Origin of the sequence: Paraburkholderia acidicola, from assembly GCF_002362315.1 — a bacterium.
GTDB lineage: Bacteria > Pseudomonadota > Gammaproteobacteria > Burkholderiales > Burkholderiaceae > Paraburkholderia > Paraburkholderia acidicola.
Genome location: NZ_MTZV01000001.1, coordinates 519788 through 540059 on the forward strand (window position 1 = coordinate 519788; position 20272 = coordinate 540059).

Annotated in this window: 14 protein-coding genes; 2 read left to right on the forward strand and 12 right to left on the reverse strand. The window is 62.4% G+C overall.

The genetic code is table 11. From position 1 onward, the window contains the following. Nucleotides 1–361: 361 nt before the first annotated feature. Complete coding sequence (locus BWP39_RS01990; protein WP_207556533.1) at nucleotides 362–1324, forward strand: patatin-like phospholipase family protein; 963 nt, start codon at nucleotides 362–364, stop codon at nucleotides 1322–1324. A 91-nt stretch (nucleotides 1325–1415) separates the two neighbouring features. Here the strand turns inward: BWP39_RS01990 and BWP39_RS01995 are convergent, their stop codons facing one another. The 5 genes from BWP39_RS01995 to BWP39_RS02015 all read right to left on the reverse strand — a co-directional run bounded on the left by BWP39_RS01995 (nucleotide 1416) and on the right by BWP39_RS02015 (nucleotide 8025). Further along, complete coding sequence (locus BWP39_RS01995) at nucleotides 1416–2123, reverse strand: C40 family peptidase (RefSeq protein ID WP_096716677.1); 708 nt, start codon at nucleotides 2121–2123, stop codon at nucleotides 1416–1418. A 127-nt stretch (nucleotides 2124–2250) separates the two neighbouring features. Further along, nucleotides 2251–3879 (reverse strand): ABC transporter ATP-binding protein, encoded by a 1629-nt coding sequence (locus BWP39_RS02000; protein WP_096716678.1) that lies wholly within the window; start codon nucleotides 3877–3879, stop codon nucleotides 2251–2253. After that, nucleotides 3876–4982, reverse strand: coding sequence for an ABC transporter permease (locus tag BWP39_RS02005; RefSeq protein WP_096716679.1), 1107 nt, complete (start codon nucleotides 4980–4982; stop codon nucleotides 3876–3878). Before BWP39_RS02005 ends, BWP39_RS02000 begins: the two co-directional genes overlap by 4 nt. A gap of 1 nt (nucleotide 4983) precedes the next feature. Beyond that, nucleotides 4984–6021: a microcin C ABC transporter permease YejB gene (locus tag BWP39_RS02010; protein WP_096716680.1), complete on the reverse strand. Its 1038-nt coding sequence runs from the start codon at nucleotides 6019–6021 to the stop codon at nucleotides 4984–4986. A 57-nt stretch (nucleotides 6022–6078) separates the two neighbouring features. Continuing rightward, nucleotides 6079–8025: an extracellular solute-binding protein gene (locus tag BWP39_RS02015; RefSeq protein ID WP_096716681.1), complete on the reverse strand. Its 1947-nt coding sequence runs from the start codon at nucleotides 8023–8025 to the stop codon at nucleotides 6079–6081. 110 nt (nucleotides 8026–8135) lie between these two features. Here BWP39_RS02015 and fabI point away from each other — a divergent pair, with 110 nt between their 5' ends. Continuing rightward, nucleotides 8136–8927 carry an enoyl-ACP reductase FabI gene (gene fabI, locus BWP39_RS02020; RefSeq protein ID WP_096716682.1) on the forward strand — a complete coding sequence of 264 codons (792 nt, stop codon included), beginning with the start codon at nucleotides 8136–8138 and terminating at the stop codon, nucleotides 8925–8927. Between the two features lie 102 nt (nucleotides 8928–9029). Here fabI and BWP39_RS32220 read toward each other — a convergent pair whose 3' ends face one another. The 7 genes from BWP39_RS32220 to BWP39_RS02055 all read right to left on the reverse strand — a co-directional run bounded on the left by BWP39_RS32220 (nucleotide 9030) and on the right by BWP39_RS02055 (nucleotide 20180). Beyond that, complete coding sequence (locus tag BWP39_RS32220) at nucleotides 9030–9389, reverse strand: hypothetical protein (RefSeq protein WP_096716683.1); 360 nt, start codon at nucleotides 9387–9389, stop codon at nucleotides 9030–9032. Nucleotides 9390–9593: 204 nt separating this feature from the next. Next, entirely contained in the window at nucleotides 9594–12122 is a 2529-nt protein-coding gene (locus BWP39_RS02030) for a penicillin acylase family protein (protein ID WP_096716684.1), read from the reverse strand. A gap of 132 nt (nucleotides 12123–12254) precedes the next feature. After that, nucleotides 12255–13070: an ATP-binding cassette domain-containing protein gene (locus BWP39_RS02035; protein WP_096716685.1), complete on the reverse strand. Its 816-nt coding sequence runs from the start codon at nucleotides 13068–13070 to the stop codon at nucleotides 12255–12257. Nucleotides 13071–13110: 40 nt separating this feature from the next. Next, the gene (fhuB, locus tag BWP39_RS02040; RefSeq protein WP_207556536.1) at nucleotides 13111–15129 is read right to left on the reverse strand and encodes a Fe(3+)-hydroxamate ABC transporter permease FhuB; all 2019 of its coding nucleotides are present in this window, start codon (nucleotides 15127–15129) and stop codon (nucleotides 13111–13113) included. Next, complete coding sequence (locus BWP39_RS02045; RefSeq protein ID WP_096716686.1) at nucleotides 15122–16192, reverse strand: ABC transporter substrate-binding protein; 1071 nt, start codon at nucleotides 16190–16192, stop codon at nucleotides 15122–15124. Before BWP39_RS02045 ends, fhuB begins: the two co-directional genes overlap by 8 nt. Next, a complete protein-coding gene (locus BWP39_RS02050) occupies nucleotides 16164–17831 on the reverse strand; it encodes a cyclic peptide export ABC transporter (protein WP_096716687.1) in 1668 nt (555 codons plus the stop codon). Before BWP39_RS02050 ends, BWP39_RS02045 begins: the two co-directional genes overlap by 29 nt. A gap of 93 nt (nucleotides 17832–17924) precedes the next feature. Beyond that, complete coding sequence (locus BWP39_RS02055; RefSeq protein ID WP_157915116.1) at nucleotides 17925–20180, reverse strand: TonB-dependent siderophore receptor; 2256 nt, start codon at nucleotides 20178–20180, stop codon at nucleotides 17925–17927. Between the last annotated feature and the right edge of the window lie 92 nt (nucleotides 20181–20272).

Sequence of the window (20272 nt, forward strand, 5' to 3'; positions counted from 1 at the left end):
GCGCTGCGCGGGCTGAAAAAATATCGCGCAGCGACGGCGGAACGGGTCACGCGGCGAGCTACGCGGCGCGTGTGTCCGGATGAAAAATGCAAGTCACGGATTATACCTGCCGGGCGGCTCTGCCTGCCCACGCGCGCCTCGGTTGAACGGCGCGCTGGGCCATGTATTGCGCTGCACGTCGCACCACGCATTGCCGCCGGAAAGCGCGCAACTCCGCCACCCAGCCGCTTTGCTTTATGATGTGCGCGCGCCGTCGTCCGGTTCGACGCAGGCGCGGGACGGTCGCCTTCTGCGATCGTGTTCGCAAGATCGCGGCGTCCGCCCGCCTCGCTGTGCGGCGACGCTACTGCTGGAGAATTCGTTGAACCCTTCCTCACCTCGTTCGGGCCGCCGCGCGTTTTCGCTGGCCGCGGCCTCCGCTGTTCTCGCCGCGTGTACGACCACCGGCAGCAAGCCCGACACCACCACCAGCAACCCATCGACTGACACCCCGGCCAGTGTCACCCCACCGCCGGCCGTCAAGCCGGTGCGGCCGCTGCGCGTCGGTCTCGCGCTGGGCGGCGGCGCCGCTCGTGGCTTCGCGCACATTGGCGTGATCAAGGGGCTGGAAGCGCACAACATCAAGGTTGACCTGATCGCCGGTACGAGTGCGGGCGCGGTCGTCGGTGCGCTTTACGCCTCGGGCATGAATGGTTTCGCCCTGAACAAGCTCGCCCTCGTCATGGACGAAGCATCGATCAGCGACTGGGCCATGCCGTTTCGCACACGCGGTTTCCTGCAAGGCGTCGCGTTGCAGAACTACCTGAACACGACGCTCAACAACCGGCCGATCGAAAAGATGGTGAAGCCGCTCGGCATTGTCGCAACCGATCTGAAAACCGGCCAGCCGATCCTGTTCCAGCGCGGCAACACGGGCATCGCCGTGCGTGCGTCGTGCAGCGTGCCGTCGGTGTTCGAGCCCGTGAAGATGGGCGGTCACGAGTATGTCGATGGTGGGCTCGTGAGTCCGGTGCCGGCGTCGTTTGCCCGCAAGATGGGCGCGGACTTCGTGATCGCGATCGATATCTCCGCGCGCCCCGAAACCGCGCTCACGCAAAGCTCGTTCGATGTCCTGCTGCAGACCTTCACGATCATGGGTCAAACCATCAAGACCTACGAACTCGACAAATATGCCGACATCGTGATCCGGCCGAATCTGAGTGTGATGAGCGGCAGCGACTTCGGGCAACGCAACGCGGCGATTCTCGCGGGCGAGGAAGCCGTGGCGAAGATCATGCCGGAGCTGCAGCGCAAGCTTGCCGCCGCGAGCCCTGCAATGGTCTGATCGTCGCGCTGCGGCCGCATCAAAAGAAAAAGCCTGCTTGTTTCGAAGCAGGCTTTTCTTGTTGCTACCGGTAATACAGCGGACGCGCGACTCAGTTACCCGTCGTGCCGATCGTAGCGCTCACCCGTTGCCGGAGATCTTCACCCTGCTGATACGAAGTCTCGACCCGGCGTGCGCCCGTAAAACGCTTTTCCCAGTAACCGTCATCCAGATCGTCGACACGGATCGTGCTACCCGTGGACGGCGAATGCACGAACTTGTTGTCGCCGATATAGATACCCACGTGCGAGAACGTGCGGCGCATCGTATTGAAGAACACGAGGTCGCCCGGTTTCAGTTCGCTCATGCGCACCTTCTCGCCGACGCGGCTCATTTCTTCCGCGCGCCGCGGGAGCGCCATGCCAAGCGTGTCCTGGAACACGTAACGAACGAAGCCGCTGCAGTCCAGCCCTGAATCTGGCGTATTGCCGCCCCAGCGGTACCGCACGCCGATCATGTTCAGTGCACCGACCACCACGTCGCCAGCCTTACCGGCCATGCCGGACAGGAACGAGCGCGCGCTGCTGTCGCCTGTAGACGTAGCAGGTGTAGCCGCAGCTTGCGGAGCCGGAGTCGACTGAAAAGTAGGGAGCGAGGGGGAATTCGAGGAAGTCGCCCCGTTCTGGGACGAAAGCAAGGCATTCTGGCTAAAACCGCTGGCTTCGTCGGCGAAAACACTGGAAGTTGCGGTGAGTAGTACGCCAATGAACATTCCGGCGACAACGCGAGTGCAAGCTTGAGTAAGAGATCGCTGCTGCATTGGTCGGTAGATTTTGCCTAAAAAACAGGTAGTTGCAGAAAAAGTTTGGTCGATACTAGCCAGTAAGTATTCATGTGTCAAAACAAATAGAAAAATACAATCGTAATGCGCACCCAATTGGTGAATATCAGCGCTCGAACGCCGCTTTCAGTAGCTTTCGAGTGTAAGGATGGGCGGGCTCAGCAAAAATTTTCTCCACTTCCCCGGTTTCGACGATGGAACCGTTCTGCATGACGGCCACCCGGTGTGCCATTGCACCGATTACCGCAAGATCGTGGCTGATGAAGACGAAACCGAGGTTGTACTTGTGCTGCAAGCCCGCCAGCAGTTTCAGCACCTGCTGCTGGATCGAAACATCGAGCGCACTGGTCGGCTCGTCCAGAATCAGGATGCGCGGCTCCAGCACGAGAGCGCGCGCGATCGCGATGCGCTGGCGCTGACCGCCGGAAAACTCGTGCGGATAACGCTGCAGGACCGTGCGATCCAGACCCACCTCGCGCAGCACACTGATGACCTTCTCGCGGCGCCCTACCGCGTCGAGTTGCGGACGGTGCAGTTCCAGCCCTTCGCCGACAATCCGCTCGATCGTGTGTCGTGGTGAAAGCGAACTGAACGGATCCTGAAAGACGACTTGCATGTTCGAGCGCAGCGCGGTCTGTTCGTGTCCGCGGAAACTCGCGAGTGCCCTGCCCTGGAATTCGATGTCGCCGTGCACGACGCGTTGCAAGCCAAGCAGCGCCATCGCGAGCGTCGATTTGCCCGAGCCCGATTCGCCGACGATGCCAAGCGTCTCGCCCTGACGCACGGACAGGCTCGCTTTCGATACCGCGCTAAAACGCCCCGAGCGAAACCAGCCGTTAAAGCCGGGCAGTCTCGTGCGGAAATCGACGGACACATCGCGTGCTTCGAGCAGCACCGGGGAGATCGGAATGACGGGCACCACCGTGCGTTCGGGACGGCTCTCGAGCAAACGACGCGTATACGGATGCTGCGGCGACGAGAAGATCGCGTCGACGGTACCGCTCTCGACCAGCTTGCCGCGCTCCATCACCGCGACGCGCTGCGCGAAACGGCGCACGAGATTCAGATCGTGTGTGATGAGCAGCACGGCCATGCCGCGCTTTTCCGCTTCGTCGCGTTGCAGCTCGAGCAATAGCTCGACGATCTGCGCGCGAATCGTGACGTCGAGCGCGGTAGTGGGTTCGTCGGCAAGCAACAGACGCGGACGGCACGCGAGCGCCATCGCGATCATCGCGCGTTGCCGCTGCCCACCGGACAATTGATGCGGATAGCTGTTCACGCGCTTGCCCGGCTCCGCGATACCGGTGCGATCGAGCAGCGCGACAGCGCGCTTGCGCGCTTCGAGCGCACTCACGTCATCGTGCAGCACGATCGTCTCCGCGATCTGGTCGCCGATCGTATACAGCGGATTGAGCGCGGACATCGGCTCCTGGAAGATCATCGCGATGTCGGAGCCGCGCATTTCGCGCATACCGCGTTCGCTCTTCGCGAGCAGGTCCTCGCCGCCGAAGCGGATCGCCCCGCTCACCTGCGCATCGCTGAGCAGCCGCAGGATCGACAGCGCAGTGACGGTCTTGCCCGAGCCCGACTCGCCGACAAGCGCTACCCGCTCGCCACGTTCGATCGCGAGCGTGACGTCGTCGACCGCAACGGTATCGCCGAAGCTCACATGCAGGTGGTCCAGTTCCAGCAGCGGGCCAGTTGGCAATGGCGTTAGTATTTCAGCTGCGCTCATTGATTGCCTCCCGCGCGCATCGTGTCGGAAATGCGCGTGTCGAGCGCGTTACGCAATGCGTCGCCCATGAAGGTCAGCAACAGCAGCAGCGCGACGAGCACACCGAACGTCGACAGCGAAATCCACCATGCGTCGAGATTGGCCTTACCCTGCGCGAGCAGTTCACCGAGGCTCGGCGTCGGCGACGGTACACCGAGGCCGAGAAAATCGAGGCTCGTCAGCGCGAGAATCGAGCCGCTCATGCGGAACGGCAGGAACGTGATGACCGGCGTCAGGCTGTTCGGCAACACATGGCGCCAGATGATCTGCCAGTTCGACAGCCCCATCGCACGTGCCGCACGGACGTAGTCCTGATTGCGGTTGCGCAGGAATTCCGCGCGCACGTAATCGGACAACCCGATCCAGCCGAACAGTGACAGCAGCACGATCAGCAGGATGAAACCAGGCTCGAAGATCGACGCGAAGATGATCAACAGATACAGCTCCGGCATCGCGCTCCAGATTTCGATCAGCCGTTGCCCGACGATATCGATGCGTCCGCCGAAGAAGCCCTGTACCGCGCCCGCGAGCACACCGAGCACCGTGCCGATCAACGTCAGCACGAGCCCGAACTCGACGGATACGCAGAAACCGTACAACAGGCGCGCGAACAGGTCGCGGCCGCGATCATCGGTGCCGAGCCAGTTGTCACGCGACGGTGGCGCCGGATTCACCGCTTTCGAAAAATAGTTCAGTGTGTCGTAGTAATAGCGATTCGGCGGATAGAGCGCGAAATTGCCGGGCACATCGAAGCGATGCTTGATATACGGATCGAGATAATCGGCTGCTGTCGGAAAATCGCCGCCGAAGGTTGTCTCCGGATAAGTCTTGAAGAGCGGGAAATACAGATGTCCGTCGTAGCGCACGACGAGCGGCTTGTCGTTCGACCACAGCGGACCGGCCAGGCTCGCCGCAAACGCGACGATGAAGACGATCAGACTCCAGTAGCCGAGGCGTTGCTGTTTGAAGCGTTGCCAGACGCGGCGCGCCGGCGACGGTGATACAAAAGCGCGCACGGTCTGCGTGCGCGCGGTGAGATCGGATCGGACGCGGGCTCGATTCAAGTCAGCGCTCCAGTTGTTCGAATTGAATGCGTGGATCGACCCAGACGTAGCAAAGGTCCGAGATGAGCTTGGTCGCGAGGCCGATCAGCGTGAATAGATAGAGCGTGCCGAGCACGACCGGGTAGTCGCGCCGCATCACCGACTCGTATGACAGCAGGCCAAGCCCGTCGAGCGAGAACAGTGTCTCGATCAGCAGACTGCCGGTGAAGAACGCGCCGATAAAGGCCGCTGGAAAACCGACAATTAACGGCAGCAGCGCGTTGCGGAACACATGCTTCCACAGCACCCGTCGCTCCGACAGTCCTTTCGCTCGCGCGGTCAGCACGTATTGCTTGCGGATCTCGTCGAGAAAGGCGTTTTTCGTCAGCATCGTGACGACCGCGAAACTGCCGACCACCGACGCGACCACCGGCAGCGTGATATGCCACAGGTAATCGACGATCTTGCCGCCCACTGAGAGCTGCGCCCAGTTGTCCGACGTGAGGTTGCGCAACGGAAAGATCTGCAGGAACGATCCCCCGCCGAACAGCACGAGCAGCAATATGCCGAGCACGAAGCCCGGAATCGCATAACCGAACAGCACGAGCAGACTCGTCGCAAAGTCGAAGCGCGAGCCGTTGCGTACGGCCTTCGCGATGCCGAGCGGCACCGAAATCAGATACGTGAGAAAGAAGGTCCACAGGCCGATGCTGATCGACACCGGCAGCTTCGAGACGATCAGCGACCACACGCTTTGATGCCGGAAGTAACTGTCGCCAAGGTCGAAGCGCAGGAAGCGTTTAAGCATCAGCCCATAGCGTTCGAGCGGCGGTTTGTCGAATCCGTATAGCGCCTTCAGTTGCGCGATCTGCTGTGCGTCGACGCCGCTATGCGCACGCAGACCGAAAGGCGCGCCCTGCTCGGCACCTCTGCGCATGTCATGCACGGCCTGCTCGACCGGCCCTCCAGGCACAAACTGGATCACGACGAACGTGAGCGTCAGCACGCCGAGCAGCGTCGGGATCATCAGCAGCAGACGTTTGAGGATGTAGCTCCACATAGGCGGCGATCGGGCAAACGGTCTAGAGAGAAGGGAGTGTGGCGAACAGCTCGCAGATCATTGCGGTGCGAACCACCACATCGAGGTAATCCAGTCTTCTGCCTGATAGTACAGTGGCAGCGTCTTCGGCCATGCGAGCCCGCGTTTGAACGCGACGAGATGCGCCCCGCTATACCATTGCGGCACCACATAGTAGCCATGCATCAGGACGCGGTCGAGTGCATGGGTCGCATCGACGAGCTGTTCGCGTGTCTGCGCGGTCACGAGCGCACGCAGGATCGCATCGACAGCCGGCGAACGCAGACCGATCATATTGTTCGATCCGGGTTCGCCAGCTGCCTTGCTGCCGAAAATGCCGACCTGCTCGGAGCCGGGCAACTGAACGCCGAGCGTGCGGCTAATGGTCGTGTCGAAATCGAATGCATCGAGCCGCTTCTGAACCACCGCAAAGTCCAGCGTGCGGTACTTTGCCTCGATGCCGAGCTTCTGCAGGTTCCGCAGATAAGGTGCGATGACCGGTTCCATCGATTGCGCCGAACTCGAATCATCGAGAATTTCGAACGAAAATGGCTGCCCCAGGGCGTTACGCAATGCCCCGTTCCGGTATGTCCAGCCCGCCTGCTCAAGTAATGCACGCGCCTGCAACAGGTTCGCCCGCAGCGACCCGGGCGGATCGGTATCGGGCTGGAGCGGTGGTGGGCCGAACACCGCTGGGCCGAGCTGCGCGCGCCACGGGTTGAGTAGCGCGAGTTCGCCGGGCGAAGGCAGCCCCGTCGCTTTCAAGTCGGTGTTCGCAAAGAAGCTGTCAGTGCGCGTGTACTTGCCGTAGAACAACCGGCTGTTGAGCCATTGGAAGTCGAACGCCAGGTCGAGCGCCTTGCGCACCCGAACGTCCTGAAAAAGCGGCCGGCGCTGGTTGAGGAACAAACCCTGCATACCGGCAGCGTTGTGCTGCTCGAATTCATGCTTGATCAGTTCGCCGCTATCGAACTTCTTGCCGACCACTCGCCGCATCCAGTTGCGCGCGACATACTCGACATAGGCGTCGTACTCGCCCGCCTTGAACGCCTCGAGCCGCACGACCGAATCCGAATAGAGCTTGTAGACGATGCGATCGAAATTATTGGTCCCGACACGCACCGGCAAGGTCGCGCCCCAGTAGTTCGGATCGCGTTTGTAAGTGATCGTGCGGCCGTTCTCGTAATGTTCGATCACATAGGGCCCACTACCGATCGGCTGCTGAAACGCCAGTTGATCGAACGGCACGCGTGAGCCGTCCGGCTTCAAACCCCACTTGTGCGAAAACACGGGCAGGCTGCCGGCCAGCAGCGGTAGATCGCGGTTCGCTTGCCGGAACTCGAAGCGGATGGTGGCCAGATCGACCACGACTCCACGCGTGATGTCGTTGAAATACGCACTTACCGCTGGCGATGCCTGCGGGCTCTTCAGCATGTCGAGAGAGAACTTGACGTCGTCGGCTGTGACGGGATCGCCGTTCGAGAAGCGCGCGTGCGGATTGATATGGAACGTCGTAGACAAACGGTCGGGCGCAATGCGGATGTCGTCGGCGAGCAGAGCATAGGCGGACGCTGGTTCGTCGGCGCTGCCTGTGGCCAACGTCTCGAACAGCATGTCAATGCCAGGCGCTGGATTGCCGCGCATCGTGAATGGATTGAACTTGTCGAAGCTCGTCTGGCGGTTCGGGTTCCCCAGTACGAGCGTGCCGCCCTTCGGCGCGTCCGGATTCACATAGTCGAAATGCTTGAAATCCGCCGGATACTTCGGTTCGCCATATTGCGCGATCGCATAGACCGCGTGTGCAGGGAGCGCGGGCAACAACGAGGCGAGCAACGTGCCGCACACCCAGACGAAGGCCGCTGGCCGCAGCATCGGTCGGCTCGCCAACCCGTGCGTCGATAAGTGACAGCGACTCCGCGACAGCATTCGAACTACGGCGCGCCAGCCTGCACGAGGCGCGTCATTCCATCGCGAACCAGTTGTCATAAGGGCCTTGCTAATCGGGAGGCAGTGGCAATGTGAGAGAATTCTACCCAAAATCCTGCGCGCCTCACGCATGCCTCGTGTGATGCGCGCTGACTTCATCAGGAGCATTCATGGGCTTTCTCGCTGGTAAACGAATCCTGCTGACCGGCTTGCTGTCGAACCGTTCGATCGCATACGGCATCGCGCAGGCATGCAAACGCGAAGGCGCGGAACTCGCGTTCACCTATGTCGGTGACCGCTTCAAGGACCGCATCACCGAATTCGCCACCGAATTCGGCAGCGATCTCGTGTTCCCCTGCGACGTCGGCGACGATGCCCAGATCGACGCGCTGTTCGCCTCGCTGAAGACCCGCTGGGATAGCCTCGACGGTCTCGTCCACTCGATCGGCTTCGCCCCGCGCGAAGCGATTGCCGGCGACTTCCTCGACGGCATGACGCGCGAAAACTTCCGCATCGCGCACGACATCTCCGCGTACAGTTTCCCCGCGCTCGCCAAAGCGGCACTACCGATGCTGTCGCCGGATGCCGCGCTGCTCACGCTGTCGTATCTCGGCGCCGAACGCGCGATTCCGAACTACAACACGATGGGACTCGCGAAGGCCTCGCTCGAAGCAAGCGTGCGCTATCTCGCCGTCTCGCTCGGTGCGAAGGGTGTGCGGGTGAACGGGATTTCGGCGGGTCCGATCAAGACGCTGGCCGCGAGCGGTATCAAGGGCTTCGGCAAGATTCTCGAATTCGTCGAAGGCAACGCGCCGCTCAAGCGCAATGTCACGATCGAGCAGGTTGGCAATACCGCAGCGTTCCTGCTGTCGGATCTCGCGGCTGGCGTGACAGCCGAGATCGTGCATGTGGACAGCGGCTTTAACGCCGTGGTGGGCGGCATGGCTGTCGTGGCAGAGTGATCTGATCTTCCGGACGTTGCTCGCGCAACCATAAAAAAACCGCCCTGGTTGGGCGGTTTTTCTTTGCGCGCTGTTGCGCGTTTGTATCGACGTGCCGGCAGCTTAGTGCCAGCGGCCGTTATCGTGACCCCAGCGGCCACCGCCGTGGTCCCAGCGGCCCGGCCCACGACGGTGATTCCATTCGTCGCGGCCCCAGTAGCGGCGGCCATCCCAGTACCGGTCGCCGTGCCAGCCGATGACGATCGACGGGCCACCGTAGACCGGACCGCCGTACACCGGCGCACCGTACACCGGTGCCGGCTGATACACAACTGGCGGCGGCGCGTAGACCGGTGCCGGTGCGGCATACACCGGCGCAGGAATGCCGATGTTCAGGCCGATGTTCACGTGAGCCATCGCTGCGCTCGATGCGCCAATGGCCAACGCCCCGATCACCAGCGTAACAAGACGAGCGGACTTCATAGGTTCACCTCTTCTGGAGACATGTTTTGTTGACTCGACTATAGCGCAGCGAGACTTCCCGCATATTTCGAGTTTGTAATAACTGATGCAACAAATCGCTCACAGAACCCGCACGTAACGTCTCGTTACACATCTTGGGGCGGCGTCATGGAGTCGATACAAATCCCTGTTGCGCGCTCGTCGGACAGCACGAACAGGGTTGCGTCAATGCTCCGCCGCGGCACGCGGTCCGGTCAAAAGTTGCTCCGTCATGCCTGGCGCGGTGCTGATTGCATGCTCCGTAAACGAAAACCTCAACCAGTTTTTTCGCGCGTATTGCGCAGTCGCATCGACATGATGCGGTGAGGCAGGATCATCCGATTCCGACGGAGCGAGCAACGTATCGGCGTGCGGTCCATCGTCGCCGAACCCTACGACCTGGAGATAGCTATTGCCGTGCGCATCGCGGTCGAGCGCGTAGCCCTCGCGATCAAGCGGATGTTCCGCACATGCGGCCGTGAAATAGCCCTCGCCGTCGCAACCGCCGTACATCGGCACCTTGACGCCGTTGCGCACCGTATAGAGCAGTTCGCCACGCGTCGAGCCTGGTGCAAAGCCATTGCGTTGCAACGCGAGGACGGCGCCTGCGAGTGCCTGCTCAAATACCTGCTCATGTACCTGTTGATGCGCCGGGTTCGTCGTATTCAGTCCGGCAGGTGTGGTCAACGGCCGGTTAGCGTCGAACTGCGCCGCATACAGTTGCGCGTCGGGAATCTGGCTGGCGCGGCGCCAGAACTCGTCCCATAAGTTCGCTCCACGCGCATCGGCATTGGCCGTGCCATCCCAGTTCCGCAGCACGCGACAGGCTTCGGTCAGATCGACGGTCTGCGGACTCGCGAGGTCCTTCCCGTCCAATAGATCGCGAACGACACGCACGACCGGCGCCGCCTTGCCCTCCACGCACAGTGCATCGAGGAGCGGCTTGCGCGCGAGGCGCTCCGACATCGACGTACTGTCGAGCACCGTATGCTCCAGTGCATCGCGTGTCAGGCCGCCGGGCTCAGCGATCAGTTTCGCAGCAAGCGCATGCCCGAGGCGGGTGCGCAACGACTGCGGACCGCCCGTCTCACCCGTGATGCGCGCAAACCCGGTGAGCGGCTGACGCGGATTGGTCAGCCAGTAGCTGCCGTTAAAGTTGCCGACGTAGTCCGTGCGCAGCAGGCTGGGCATGCTATCCGGCGACAGGGCATCGGCCTGCTGCGGCGAGTGCGCGGGCGCGGCATCCCATGCGCACGCCGAGCGGGAACCATCGAGAAACGGCACGCCGAAGGCCTGTTTGTCGAAGGCCTGACCTAACGGTGTCGTACATGCCGCGGCAAACGGATCCGGCACGTTCGGCACTGCGCCGATATCGGCGAACCAGACGCGCGGGTCGTCGCGTCCGATCGCGAACGTATTCGCCCATGGCATCGCGGCGAAGCGCTTCTGGATCGCCATGAAATCGTCGAGCGAGCGCGCTTGCCCCCATGCGAGGAAGTTGGCGAACGTGCGGTTATTTTCGGCGTTCACATCGCGCAGCGCGAAAGCATGCTGCGCATTCCACGCGAGCGCCGGCGACATCGACGACAGATCGATCATCGGGCCGAAACGCGACCGGTACAGCGTGCGGGTGACCGGAGCCAGCGAGCCGCTTGCGGCATCGCGCACCTTGACGGTAATCGGCACCGCCTGCAGCGCCTCGTCCTTGCCATCGTAAAGATAGTGCGTCGGTGCGCCCGGCACGAGCTTCAGTTCAAAGATGCCAAAACGCCGCGCGTTCGACACCGTATGCGTCCACGCAATGTCGTGGTTAAAGCCGATCACCACCACCGGCACAGCAAGAAACGACGCGCCCGCCACATCGAGTTGTCCGGGAATCGTCAATTGCGCCTCATAGAAGCGGTCCGGCCCGCGCCAGAACCAGTGCGGGTTGCCGAACAGCAGGCTCTTGCCGTCGCGGGTCACGGGCGCACCGAACGCCAGTGCGTTGCTGCCGATTCCGGCGTGTCCGCCCACCGTCATCCGCGCCACGCTGAGTGGCTGTGCGCCACCCTCGCCATTAACATCTTCGGCGAGCGGCTGCGACGTGCCCGGCGGCTGCGCACGCACGATCCCATCGAGAAACTGCGTAGCGCCGCCCGCGAGATTCAGCGCAATGAGCCGGCGATACAGATCGTCCGTCGTGATACGGGTGACCCAGGGCTCGTTCGCGCACGCCTGATGGGCGCCGGGAAAACGCCCCGCTTTCAGCTCGTCGAGATAGCGGTTGTATCCCTGCGCAAAGCCACCGAGCAGCGTGCGGAAATCTATGGTTTGAGCGGTGCGGAAGCGCTGCACGGCAGCGTCATCGTCAACGAGCCTGAAGAAGAAATCCGCATCGAGATTGCGCGGCTTGCCGAACGAAGCGGCTGCAGGCGGCCGGGCATCGGCACCGAAGTACGACGAACGTTCGCCGCGCCACGTGACGAACGAGTCAGCCAGCGTGCAGAGATCGTCCTGTGCCTGCACATAGCCAAAGCCGTAACCCAGACTGCCCCAGTCGTCGGCCTTGATATGCGGGATGCCGTCCTGGGTCCGGCGGATCTGCGCATGGTAGGAAGCAGCAGCAACATTCGCCACGCTGTTCTGAGGCACAGGCGCCGTGCAGCCGGCAAAGAGTGCGCTCGCGGCAAGTCCCGCAGCGAGCGCACGTAACACGCGAAACGAATTAGCCATGGATTCTCGGGATCTAATCGGATGGGCCACCGGGGCGCAGCAAGCGAGCAACAGACGCGCAACCAACAGTGAACCCTGGGGACGTTATGTAATAGCGCGATGCATCCGGGTCGGGATGCATCGCCACCGCGGTCAGTGTGCGAAGCTGATAGGCGTGCCGCCGAGCGGATGCGGGACGATCCCCATCGGGATGCCGTAAATTTCTTCCAGCGTGTCCGGGCGCATCAGATCGGCGGCCGGGCCGTTCATCAGCGGTCGACCGCCTTTGAGCGCGACCAGGTCGTCGCAGAAGCGGGCCGCCATATTGATGTCGTGCAGCACGACCACAACGCTCAAACCGCGCTGTTCGCTCAAGGTGCGCACGAGCCTCAGCACCTCGACCTGATGCGCGATATCGAGTGCGGAGATCGGTTCGTCGAGCAGCAGACAGTCGCTGTCCTGAGCGACCAGCATGGCCAGCCAGACACGCTGACGCTCGCCGCCGGACAGGCCGTCCACCGGACGGTCGGCGAACCGCGCGACGTCGGTCAACTCCATCGCTTCGGCGACCTTCGCGCTGTCGCGTACACCAAAGCGACCTAGCGCGCCGTGCCACGGGTAACGGCCCAGCGAGACCAGCTCGCGTACCGTCATGCCGTCCGCGGCCGGCGGCTGTTGCGGCAGATAAGCCACCTTGCGGGCCAATGCGCGGTTGTCCCACTGCGCGAGCGGTGTACCGGCAAAGCGCACACTCCCCGCGGTCGGCCGCAACTGGCGCGCGAGCAGTTTGAGCAGCGTGCTCTTGCCCGAACCGTTATGGCCGATCAACCCGCACACGCGCTGCGCCCGCAGCGTCAGGCTCAACGGATGCAGCAACGTACGTCCACCGACGGCGAATGAAACGCCTTCGATCTCGTACATAGGGGACGCGGCAACACCAGTCCCGTTTGTCTCAGTCGATGATTTCATGTTCGATACGATAGCCTGTTAGAAGATGGGCTGCAGGCGCTCATAGCAATGCCCTGCCGCGCAACATCAGCCACATGAAGTACAGTCCGCCGAGCAGCGTCGCCAGCAGGCCGACTGGAATCTGGAAAGGAAACAGCACATTGCGGCCGAGCCAGTCGGCCAGCACCATGATGAACGCCCCTAGCAGCGCGGCGCCCGTGAGCTGCGCGACAGCGCGCCTGAAACCGAGCATGCGGGCAAGATGCGGCGCCATCAGGCCGATGAAGCTAAGCGGGCCCACGACGATCGTCGCCACGCCGGTCATCAGGGCTGCAAGCAGTAGCAACGCGACCCGGCTGAAGTTGAGATTAACGCCGAGACTCACAGCAACGATGTCGCCGAGCGGCAGGATGTCGAGCCAGCGCACGAAAAACGCGGTGAAAACGCCCAGCGCGACCAGTGACACACCGGCCGTCACTGCATCACGCGTCGTCACGCCATAGGTCGAGCCCGCCATCCATGCGAGCAAACCGCTCATATGCGGGTCATTGCTCGCGAGCAATACCGTGACGAGTGCGCTGAACGCGGTACCGAGCGTCACGCCCACCAGCAACATCCGTTCGGGTGCAAAGCCGTAGCGACGACCGAGCGCGAGCATCGCGAGCAGCGTCACGAATGCGCCTGCGCCGGCCGCACCGGTCTGCAGCAGACGACCGGCCTCGGGCACCGCGAACAGGACCGCGATCAAGCCAAGCGATGCGCCTGCCGAAATGCCGAGCACCTCGGGACTCGCCATCGAATTGCCGGTCACGCGCTGCATGATCGCGCCGGCGACACCGAGTAAAGCGCCTGCGGCCAGGGCGGCAAATACGCGCGGGCCGCGCCAGTGCAGCATGGAGCCAAGATCGCTGCCGAGCGACCAGTGCCAGCCATCCGGCGTTGCCCCGAGCAACAAGCCGAGCACCACGGCCACCGCAAGAATGATCACGCCCAGCGTGGTCCACGCCGGCAAACGCAGGCGGTTCTGATGCATCTCGTGCGGCGACATGTCGACGGTATCCGGCAGCGCGGGCAAGCGTGGCAACAGCCAGAACAGGAACGGCGCGCCGACGAGCGACATCACCGCGCCGGTGGGCACGCCCGACCACGCGCCCGAGAACAGTTGCACGAGCTGATCGGTGAGCCACAGCAGCGCTGCGCCGAAGAGCGGCGCCCAGACCAGCCGGTCGCGGAAACGTCGGCCGCCCGCGAGTCGCACGATCATCGGTGCCAGCACGCCGAGAAAACCAATCACACCGACCGACGCCACCACCGACGCGCCGAGAAACACCGCCAGTGCCAACGCCGCTACGCGCACGAAACGCAGCGACACGCCGAGGCCCCGCGCACTGTCGTCGGCGAGCGACATCATCGTGAGCGGTCGCACGAGTACTGCAGCAAGACACGAACCGACGATGAAGCGCGGCAGCAACGCACGCGGTGCATCCCAGTTGTTCTGGTTCAGCGATCCGGCGCCCCACATGAACAGCGATTGCAGATCGTCGTGATGAAACAGCGTCAGCACCGCGCCGATCGAGCCGCAATAGAAGTTCACAATCAGGCCGGCGAGAATCAGCGCAACCGGCGACAGGCGCCGACGCCAGGCGAGTGCCGTGACGAGCAACATGGCCAGCACGGCACCGGCCAGCGCCACCCACTCCTGGCCGATAAAGAGCCATTGCGGCGCGAACAGCAGTGTGAGCGACACCGCCAGCGACGCGCCCGCCGATACACCCAGGGTTGTCGGCTCGGCCAGCGGATTGCGCAGCACCTGCTGGAAAATCGCGCCAGCCAGCGACAGTTGCGCGCCGCCCAGCAGACACGTCACGAGGCGCGGCAACACGCTTTCATGCACGACGATCTGCCGCATGTCGTGCGAGTCGGGCGAGACCAGCGTCTGCCACCATAGATCCATCGGCAGCAGCGTGCCGAGTTGATGCAGCGAAAGCAGCAGCGCGGCGCAGGCCATCGCGCCTACCAGCCACGCTGGGTGCATCGAAAAACGGCGCAACGTGGCGCGCATCGCAATCGGTTCAGCCACGCGCGTGCCCCTTCTTCCCGTCGAGCGCAACCATACCCGCAGTCAATGCTTCAGCAAACTGCACCGCGCACGAGGTCGAACCATAAGTGAAGAATCCCGGCAGCGGCACGAAGCTTTGCGTTCGCACGAACGGCAGGTTCTGCCAGAGCGCACTGCGGCTCAGATTGTGCAGCGCGATCCGGTCCCGCACGCCGTGGCTGATGTAGTACATCTGCGCATCGCCCATTTCGGCGAGTCCTTCGATGCCCGACAGCAGATAGCCCGAATCGGTCGAACCGCTCCATGCATTGCGCACGCCGAGCCGATCCATCGTGTCCTGCATCATGCTGTTCGGACCATAGAGGTAAAGATGCCGGCCGTCGTCGTACAGGTCCACAATCAGAACGCGTGGTGACGTACCGAGCGTCGAGACAGTGGCCGCGCAGGCGGCCAGTCGTGCATCGACCTCGGCCAGATAGCTGCGCGCCGCGTCTTGCCGGCCTAACAGCGCTGCGACGCGTTGCGTCTCCGCGACTGCGCGCGCAAAAGGTTTGCCCTTTTGCGCGTTGTAGATATCGATCGTGAAGGTCGGTGCGATGCTGCGCAAACGGGTGTCGAGATCGAGCTGATTGGTATCGATGACGATCAGGTCTGGTTTGATCCGCTGCAGCAGTTCGAGATTCGGCTCGCTGTGCGTTCCGAGTTCGAGCACGTCGGCCGGCATCGCGGGAAGTGCGCCGGTCAGGGGATAGTTGGCGCGGTCGGCGATGCCGAGCGGCACGACGCCGAGCGACACCAGGATTTGTGCGCCCGCCCAGGATAGCGAAACGATGCGCGGGGTTCTGTCTGACGCGCGCCCGGCTGCGATTGCAGCCCGTGGCAAGGCGAGCCCGGACGACACGAGGGACGTCGCGGACCATGCGCCTAATGTGCCTAAAGCACCAAACACGCCCAACCTACCCAGGCAGCGGCGACGGCCAGGCCGGGCCGGGCCGTCAGGACGGCTCACCCGAACGGGCTCATCTTCCGGATGCACAGCGCGCGCCGCGCATCCCTCATCCAGCAAAAACCTGCGTGGCGCCATGCGTATGTGCGTGTTCGTTCTGCAAATCGGTTCCGTTGCCCTGTTCGACAACCTGACCGTAGTCGAGCTTCACGTAGCGGTCGGCGAGGTGGAAGTAGCGGTCGTCGTGGGTGATAACGAGGACCGTCTTGCCTTTCGCGCGCAGCTCCGGCAGCAGATGCCGGTAGAAGACATCCTTGAACACCGGGTCCTGGTCCGCGGCCCATTCGTCGAATACATAGAACGGCCGGTCTTCCAGATAGGTGACGAGCAGCGCGAGCCGCTTGCGTTGCCCCTGCGACAGTTCGGTTGTCGAAAACACGCCGTTTTCGATCTTCACCTTGTGATCGAGATGCAGCTGTTCGAGCAACGTCTTCGCCTGACGGTCAAGCCCGTCGAGCTTCATGCCGAGCAGCGTATCGAACAGGAAAAAATCGTTGAACACGACCGAAAAATGCTGGCGGTAAATATCACGGTCGGCTTCGTCGACGGGTTTGCCGTTCAGCAGGATGCGTCCACCTTCCGGGGCGTACAGACCGACCAGCATCTTCGCCAGTGTCGTCTTGCCGCTGCCATTGCCGCCGATCAGATAGACGAGTTCGCCCGGCTTGAACGTGAGGTCGACCGGCCCTAGCGTGAAAACTTCGTCCTCTTTCTCGCGGTAGTAGCTGTGCGTGACGTGTTCAAGCGTGATGCTGTCGAACGACGTTGCCTGCTCCGCGGGCAGCGTGTTTTCCGGCGGCAGGTCCTCGTTGATCTGATTGATCCGTTCGATCGCAACCTTCGCCGAACTGATACTGGGAATCGCTGACAGCACCCCTTCGATCGGCATGATCATGTAGAGGAAGATCATTGCGTAGCCGGACATCACATGGCTCGACACCGGATAGTAGCGGGTCAGCAGAAACAGCACGCAACCGATAAACGCAAAGAAAATGAAGCTGCCCCAGCTGGCGGCGGCGGCGTATAGAACATAGCCGCGCGTGCGCTGCACTCGCACGGCTTCGACATTGGTCGCGAGCTTGTCGTCGATGAATGCCTGCTTGCGATGGCGGTGCAGTTTCAGTTCTTTCGCACCATCGAACAGCGCGCGGAAATCCTTGACGAGATCGTCTTCGCGCCGGCGCGAGCTACGCAGGTGAAACGACGCGCGGCTGTTGGCGAGATGGAACCCCAGCGAGCCGATGAACACCGTGACGACGGCGAACAGCAGGATCTGCCAGGACAGATAACCAAGGTAGGCGAGACAGCCGATAATCACCGCGCCCTGCATGGCGAGCGTCGGCAGGCTCACGAAAAATATGACGATGGTATCGAGATCGTTGGTCAGCACGGACAGCGCTCGCGATGCGCCCTGCCGTTCCAGATTCTGATACGACGCTTCACCGATGCGGCGAATCGTGCCCATGCGCAGCGTGGCTTTGGCGCTCTGGCCGAGACGCATGAACAGCGTCGACGATACGGCTCGGGTTAGCAGCACGAGCACGCTCAGGCCGAGGAATTTGAGGCCGAGTTCGCCCAGCATCTCGTGCGACGCGCCGAGCGCCTGATTGATCAGCGCGACGAGACCTGCACTGCTCAAACCGCTGATGATGCTCGTCACCATCGCAATGAACAGCGTCTGGCGCGAGTTACGGATCAGATAAAGTATTAGCGACATAAATCCTCTTTCGAATCGATACCGGCCAGCGGCCCGTGCCGCTGGTTCGCCTTCCGCTATCGAATCATGTTGGTGTTACCCAGTGGGTCCGGCTTACCACTGGTAGGTCGCACGACCGATCACATTGCGGCGCGTGCCGTAGGCGCAAAAATTTATCCCCACACAGTTGACGTAAATCCGGTCGAACAGGTTCTGCGCATTGACCGAGAAACGCCAGTGGTCGATATCGTAATGGATCGCTGCGTCGAACAGTGTGACGCCCGGCATTCTCACATCGTTCTGTGCATCCCCATACTGCGGGCCAAGGTACCGCACGCCGCCACCGAGCCCGAAGCCTTTCCACCAACCCTGCTGGAACGTCTTGTCGAGCCAGAAGCTGATCGAATTGTGCGGCACGTTCGGGGCTGCGTTGCCCACGAGCCCGACATCGCTCTCGGTGACCACGCCGTCCATATAGGTATAGGCAGCAGTAAGATTCAGGCCCGCACCCAGGTCGGCGACACCCGACAGTTCGACGCCCTTTACGCGGATTGCACCGGTCTGCAGGACGAAGTTGCCTTGCGGATGACTCGTATCCGGTTCGACGACGTTCTTCTGCAGGATGTTGAATGCCGACAGCATCGCAAAGCTCTTCTGGCCCGGCGGCTGGTATTTGATACCCGCCTCGATGCTCTGGCCGGTGGTCGGCTTGAGCGCCGAGCCGCTGAACGTGCTGCCGAGACCCGGCTGGAACGACGTCGCGTAGCTGACATACGGCGCGAAACCGCTGTCGAACAGATAGACGAGACCCGCGCGATAGGTGAACCGTGTCGCATCGTTGTCCTGGTCCGTCTGGCCGGAGATCCGGTTGAACTCGCTGGTGCTGGCCCAGTCCTCACGCACACCGAACGTCGCGACCAGCTTGCCGAAGCGGATCTGGTCCTGCGCATAGAGGCCGACCTGATCGATGGTCTGTGTGACGCTGTAGTCCACCCCGCCCAGTGTGATCGGGCCACCATAGACCGGGTTATACAGATTGAGCGACGGCACGGAGGTCGCGTCGTTCTCGGCCCAGCGGTCGATCGAGTGCACGTAGTCGACACCGACGAGCGCCGTGTGCTGCAGCACACCCGTGTTGAACTTGAACTGCGCCTGATTATCGACGGCGAAGACATCGGCGCTGGCCTTGGCGTCGTACGCGTAGCGGTTGATCGTGGCGAGGTCGGGTTGAAGCCCCGCATTACCGACCACGTCCCGAACCAGGTCGACGTGCGTGTAACGCAGATTCTGGCGCACCGTCAGCCAGTCGTTGAAGCGGTGTTCGAATTCGTAGCCGAGCGATTCTTCGGTGCGGCGGTTCTGGTTGAAATTCGGCTCGCCGTCAAATACGTTAGTGCCGATCTTCGCGCCGTTCGGTCCCGGCAGCAGCGTACCGACGGCCGGCAGGTCGCCGCTCGGGATACTGCTGTTGCGATAGCCGAAATGCGTCAGCAGCGTGAAGGTGGTGTCCGCCGATGGCTTCCATGTCAGCGCGGGAGCGATGTAAAAGCGCTTGTCGGTCTGAAAGTCGGTTTGCGAGCCGTTGACCGACGCGTCGCCAGTCAGGCGATACAGCAAGGTGCCGTCCTTGTTCACCGGGCCGCTAAGGTCGAAGCGCCCGTCCACCGAACCATAGCTGCCAACCGCGAACGACACTTCATGCAGCGGCTCGTCGGTCGGACGCTTGGTCACGAGATTGACCATGCCGCCCGGAACGTTCTGTCCATATAGCACGGAGGCCGGACCGCGCAGGATGTCGACGCGCTCGAGTCCGTAAGGGTCTGCCGCAGGCGCGATCAGCGTAAAGAAAACCTGGGTCGACAGGCCGTCGATGAACGGAAACTGATTCGGAAAGCCGCGTACCACGAAGTAATCGACAGTGGTGTCCAGGCCGCCACGCGCCTGCCCCATCACCCCCGGCGTATACAGCAACGCCTGGCCGACCGATTGCACGGCCTGCGCCTGCATCTGGTCCGCGGTGATGACGGAGATCGACTGCGGCACCTCGACGATCGGCGTATCGGTCTTCGAGCCGCTGGCGCTACGTTTGGCCACATAGCCGTTGACCGGGCTGGTCGCCGTTTCCTTTTCGCGTTCGGCCGATATCGTGATCGGCTTCAGTTGCTGATCGCCTTGAGGCTGGCCGGTGGTCTGCTGCGCCGGCTGGTTCGTCGCCGGCGTTGCCGTCGTAGCCGATGCCGCGTTGCTTTGTGCATGGGCGATGCCGACGCCTGCAAACAACAGGCACACAGCGACCGACGAGCAGCGCAGCTGCAGCAATCCATGACGCGGCGCGCCGCCAGTGAAGCTAATCGCCTCCTTCGATTTCATCTGCCTGCCTGTTCTCATTCCCCGACCTTTTATCGCTCTTTGACGTTGTAAAAAATGGCCGCCATTGCTGCTCGTGCAGCGGGTCGACCTGC

Coding starts and splice junctions, on each gene's coding strand:
- BWP39_RS01995 (WP_096716677.1), bottom strand. CDS start 2,123: ATGCAGCAGCGATCTCTTACTCAAGCTTGCACTCGCGTTGTCGCCGGA.
- BWP39_RS02000 (WP_096716678.1), bottom strand. CDS start 3,879: ATGAGCGCAGCTGAAATACTAACGCCATTGCCAACTGGCCCGCTGCTG.
- BWP39_RS02010 (WP_096716680.1), bottom strand. CDS start 6,021: ATGTGGAGCTACATCCTCAAACGTCTGCTGCTGATGATCCCGACGCTG.
- BWP39_RS02015 (WP_096716681.1), bottom strand. CDS start 8,025: ATGACAACTGGTTCGCGATGGAATGACGCGCCTCGTGCAGGCTGGCGC.
- fabI (WP_096716682.1), top strand. CDS start 8,136: ATGGGCTTTCTCGCTGGTAAACGAATCCTGCTGACCGGCTTGCTGTCG.
- BWP39_RS32220 (WP_096716683.1), bottom strand. CDS start 9,389: ATGAAGTCCGCTCGTCTTGTTACGCTGGTGATCGGGGCGTTGGCCATT.
- BWP39_RS02030 (WP_096716684.1), bottom strand. CDS start 12,122: ATGGCTAATTCGTTTCGCGTGTTACGTGCGCTCGCTGCGGGACTTGCC.
- BWP39_RS02035 (WP_096716685.1), bottom strand. CDS start 13,070: ATGAAATCATCGACTGAGACAAACGGGACTGGTGTTGCCGCGTCCCCT.
- BWP39_RS02045 (WP_096716686.1), bottom strand. CDS start 16,192: ATGGCGCCACGCAGGTTTTTGCTGGATGAGGGATGCGCGGCGCGCGCT.
- BWP39_RS02050 (WP_096716687.1), bottom strand. CDS start 17,831: ATGTCGCTAATACTTTATCTGATCCGTAACTCGCGCCAGACGCTGTTC.
- BWP39_RS02055 (WP_157915116.1), bottom strand. CDS start 20,180: ATGAAATCGAAGGAGGCGATTAGCTTCACTGGCGGCGCGCCGCGTCAT.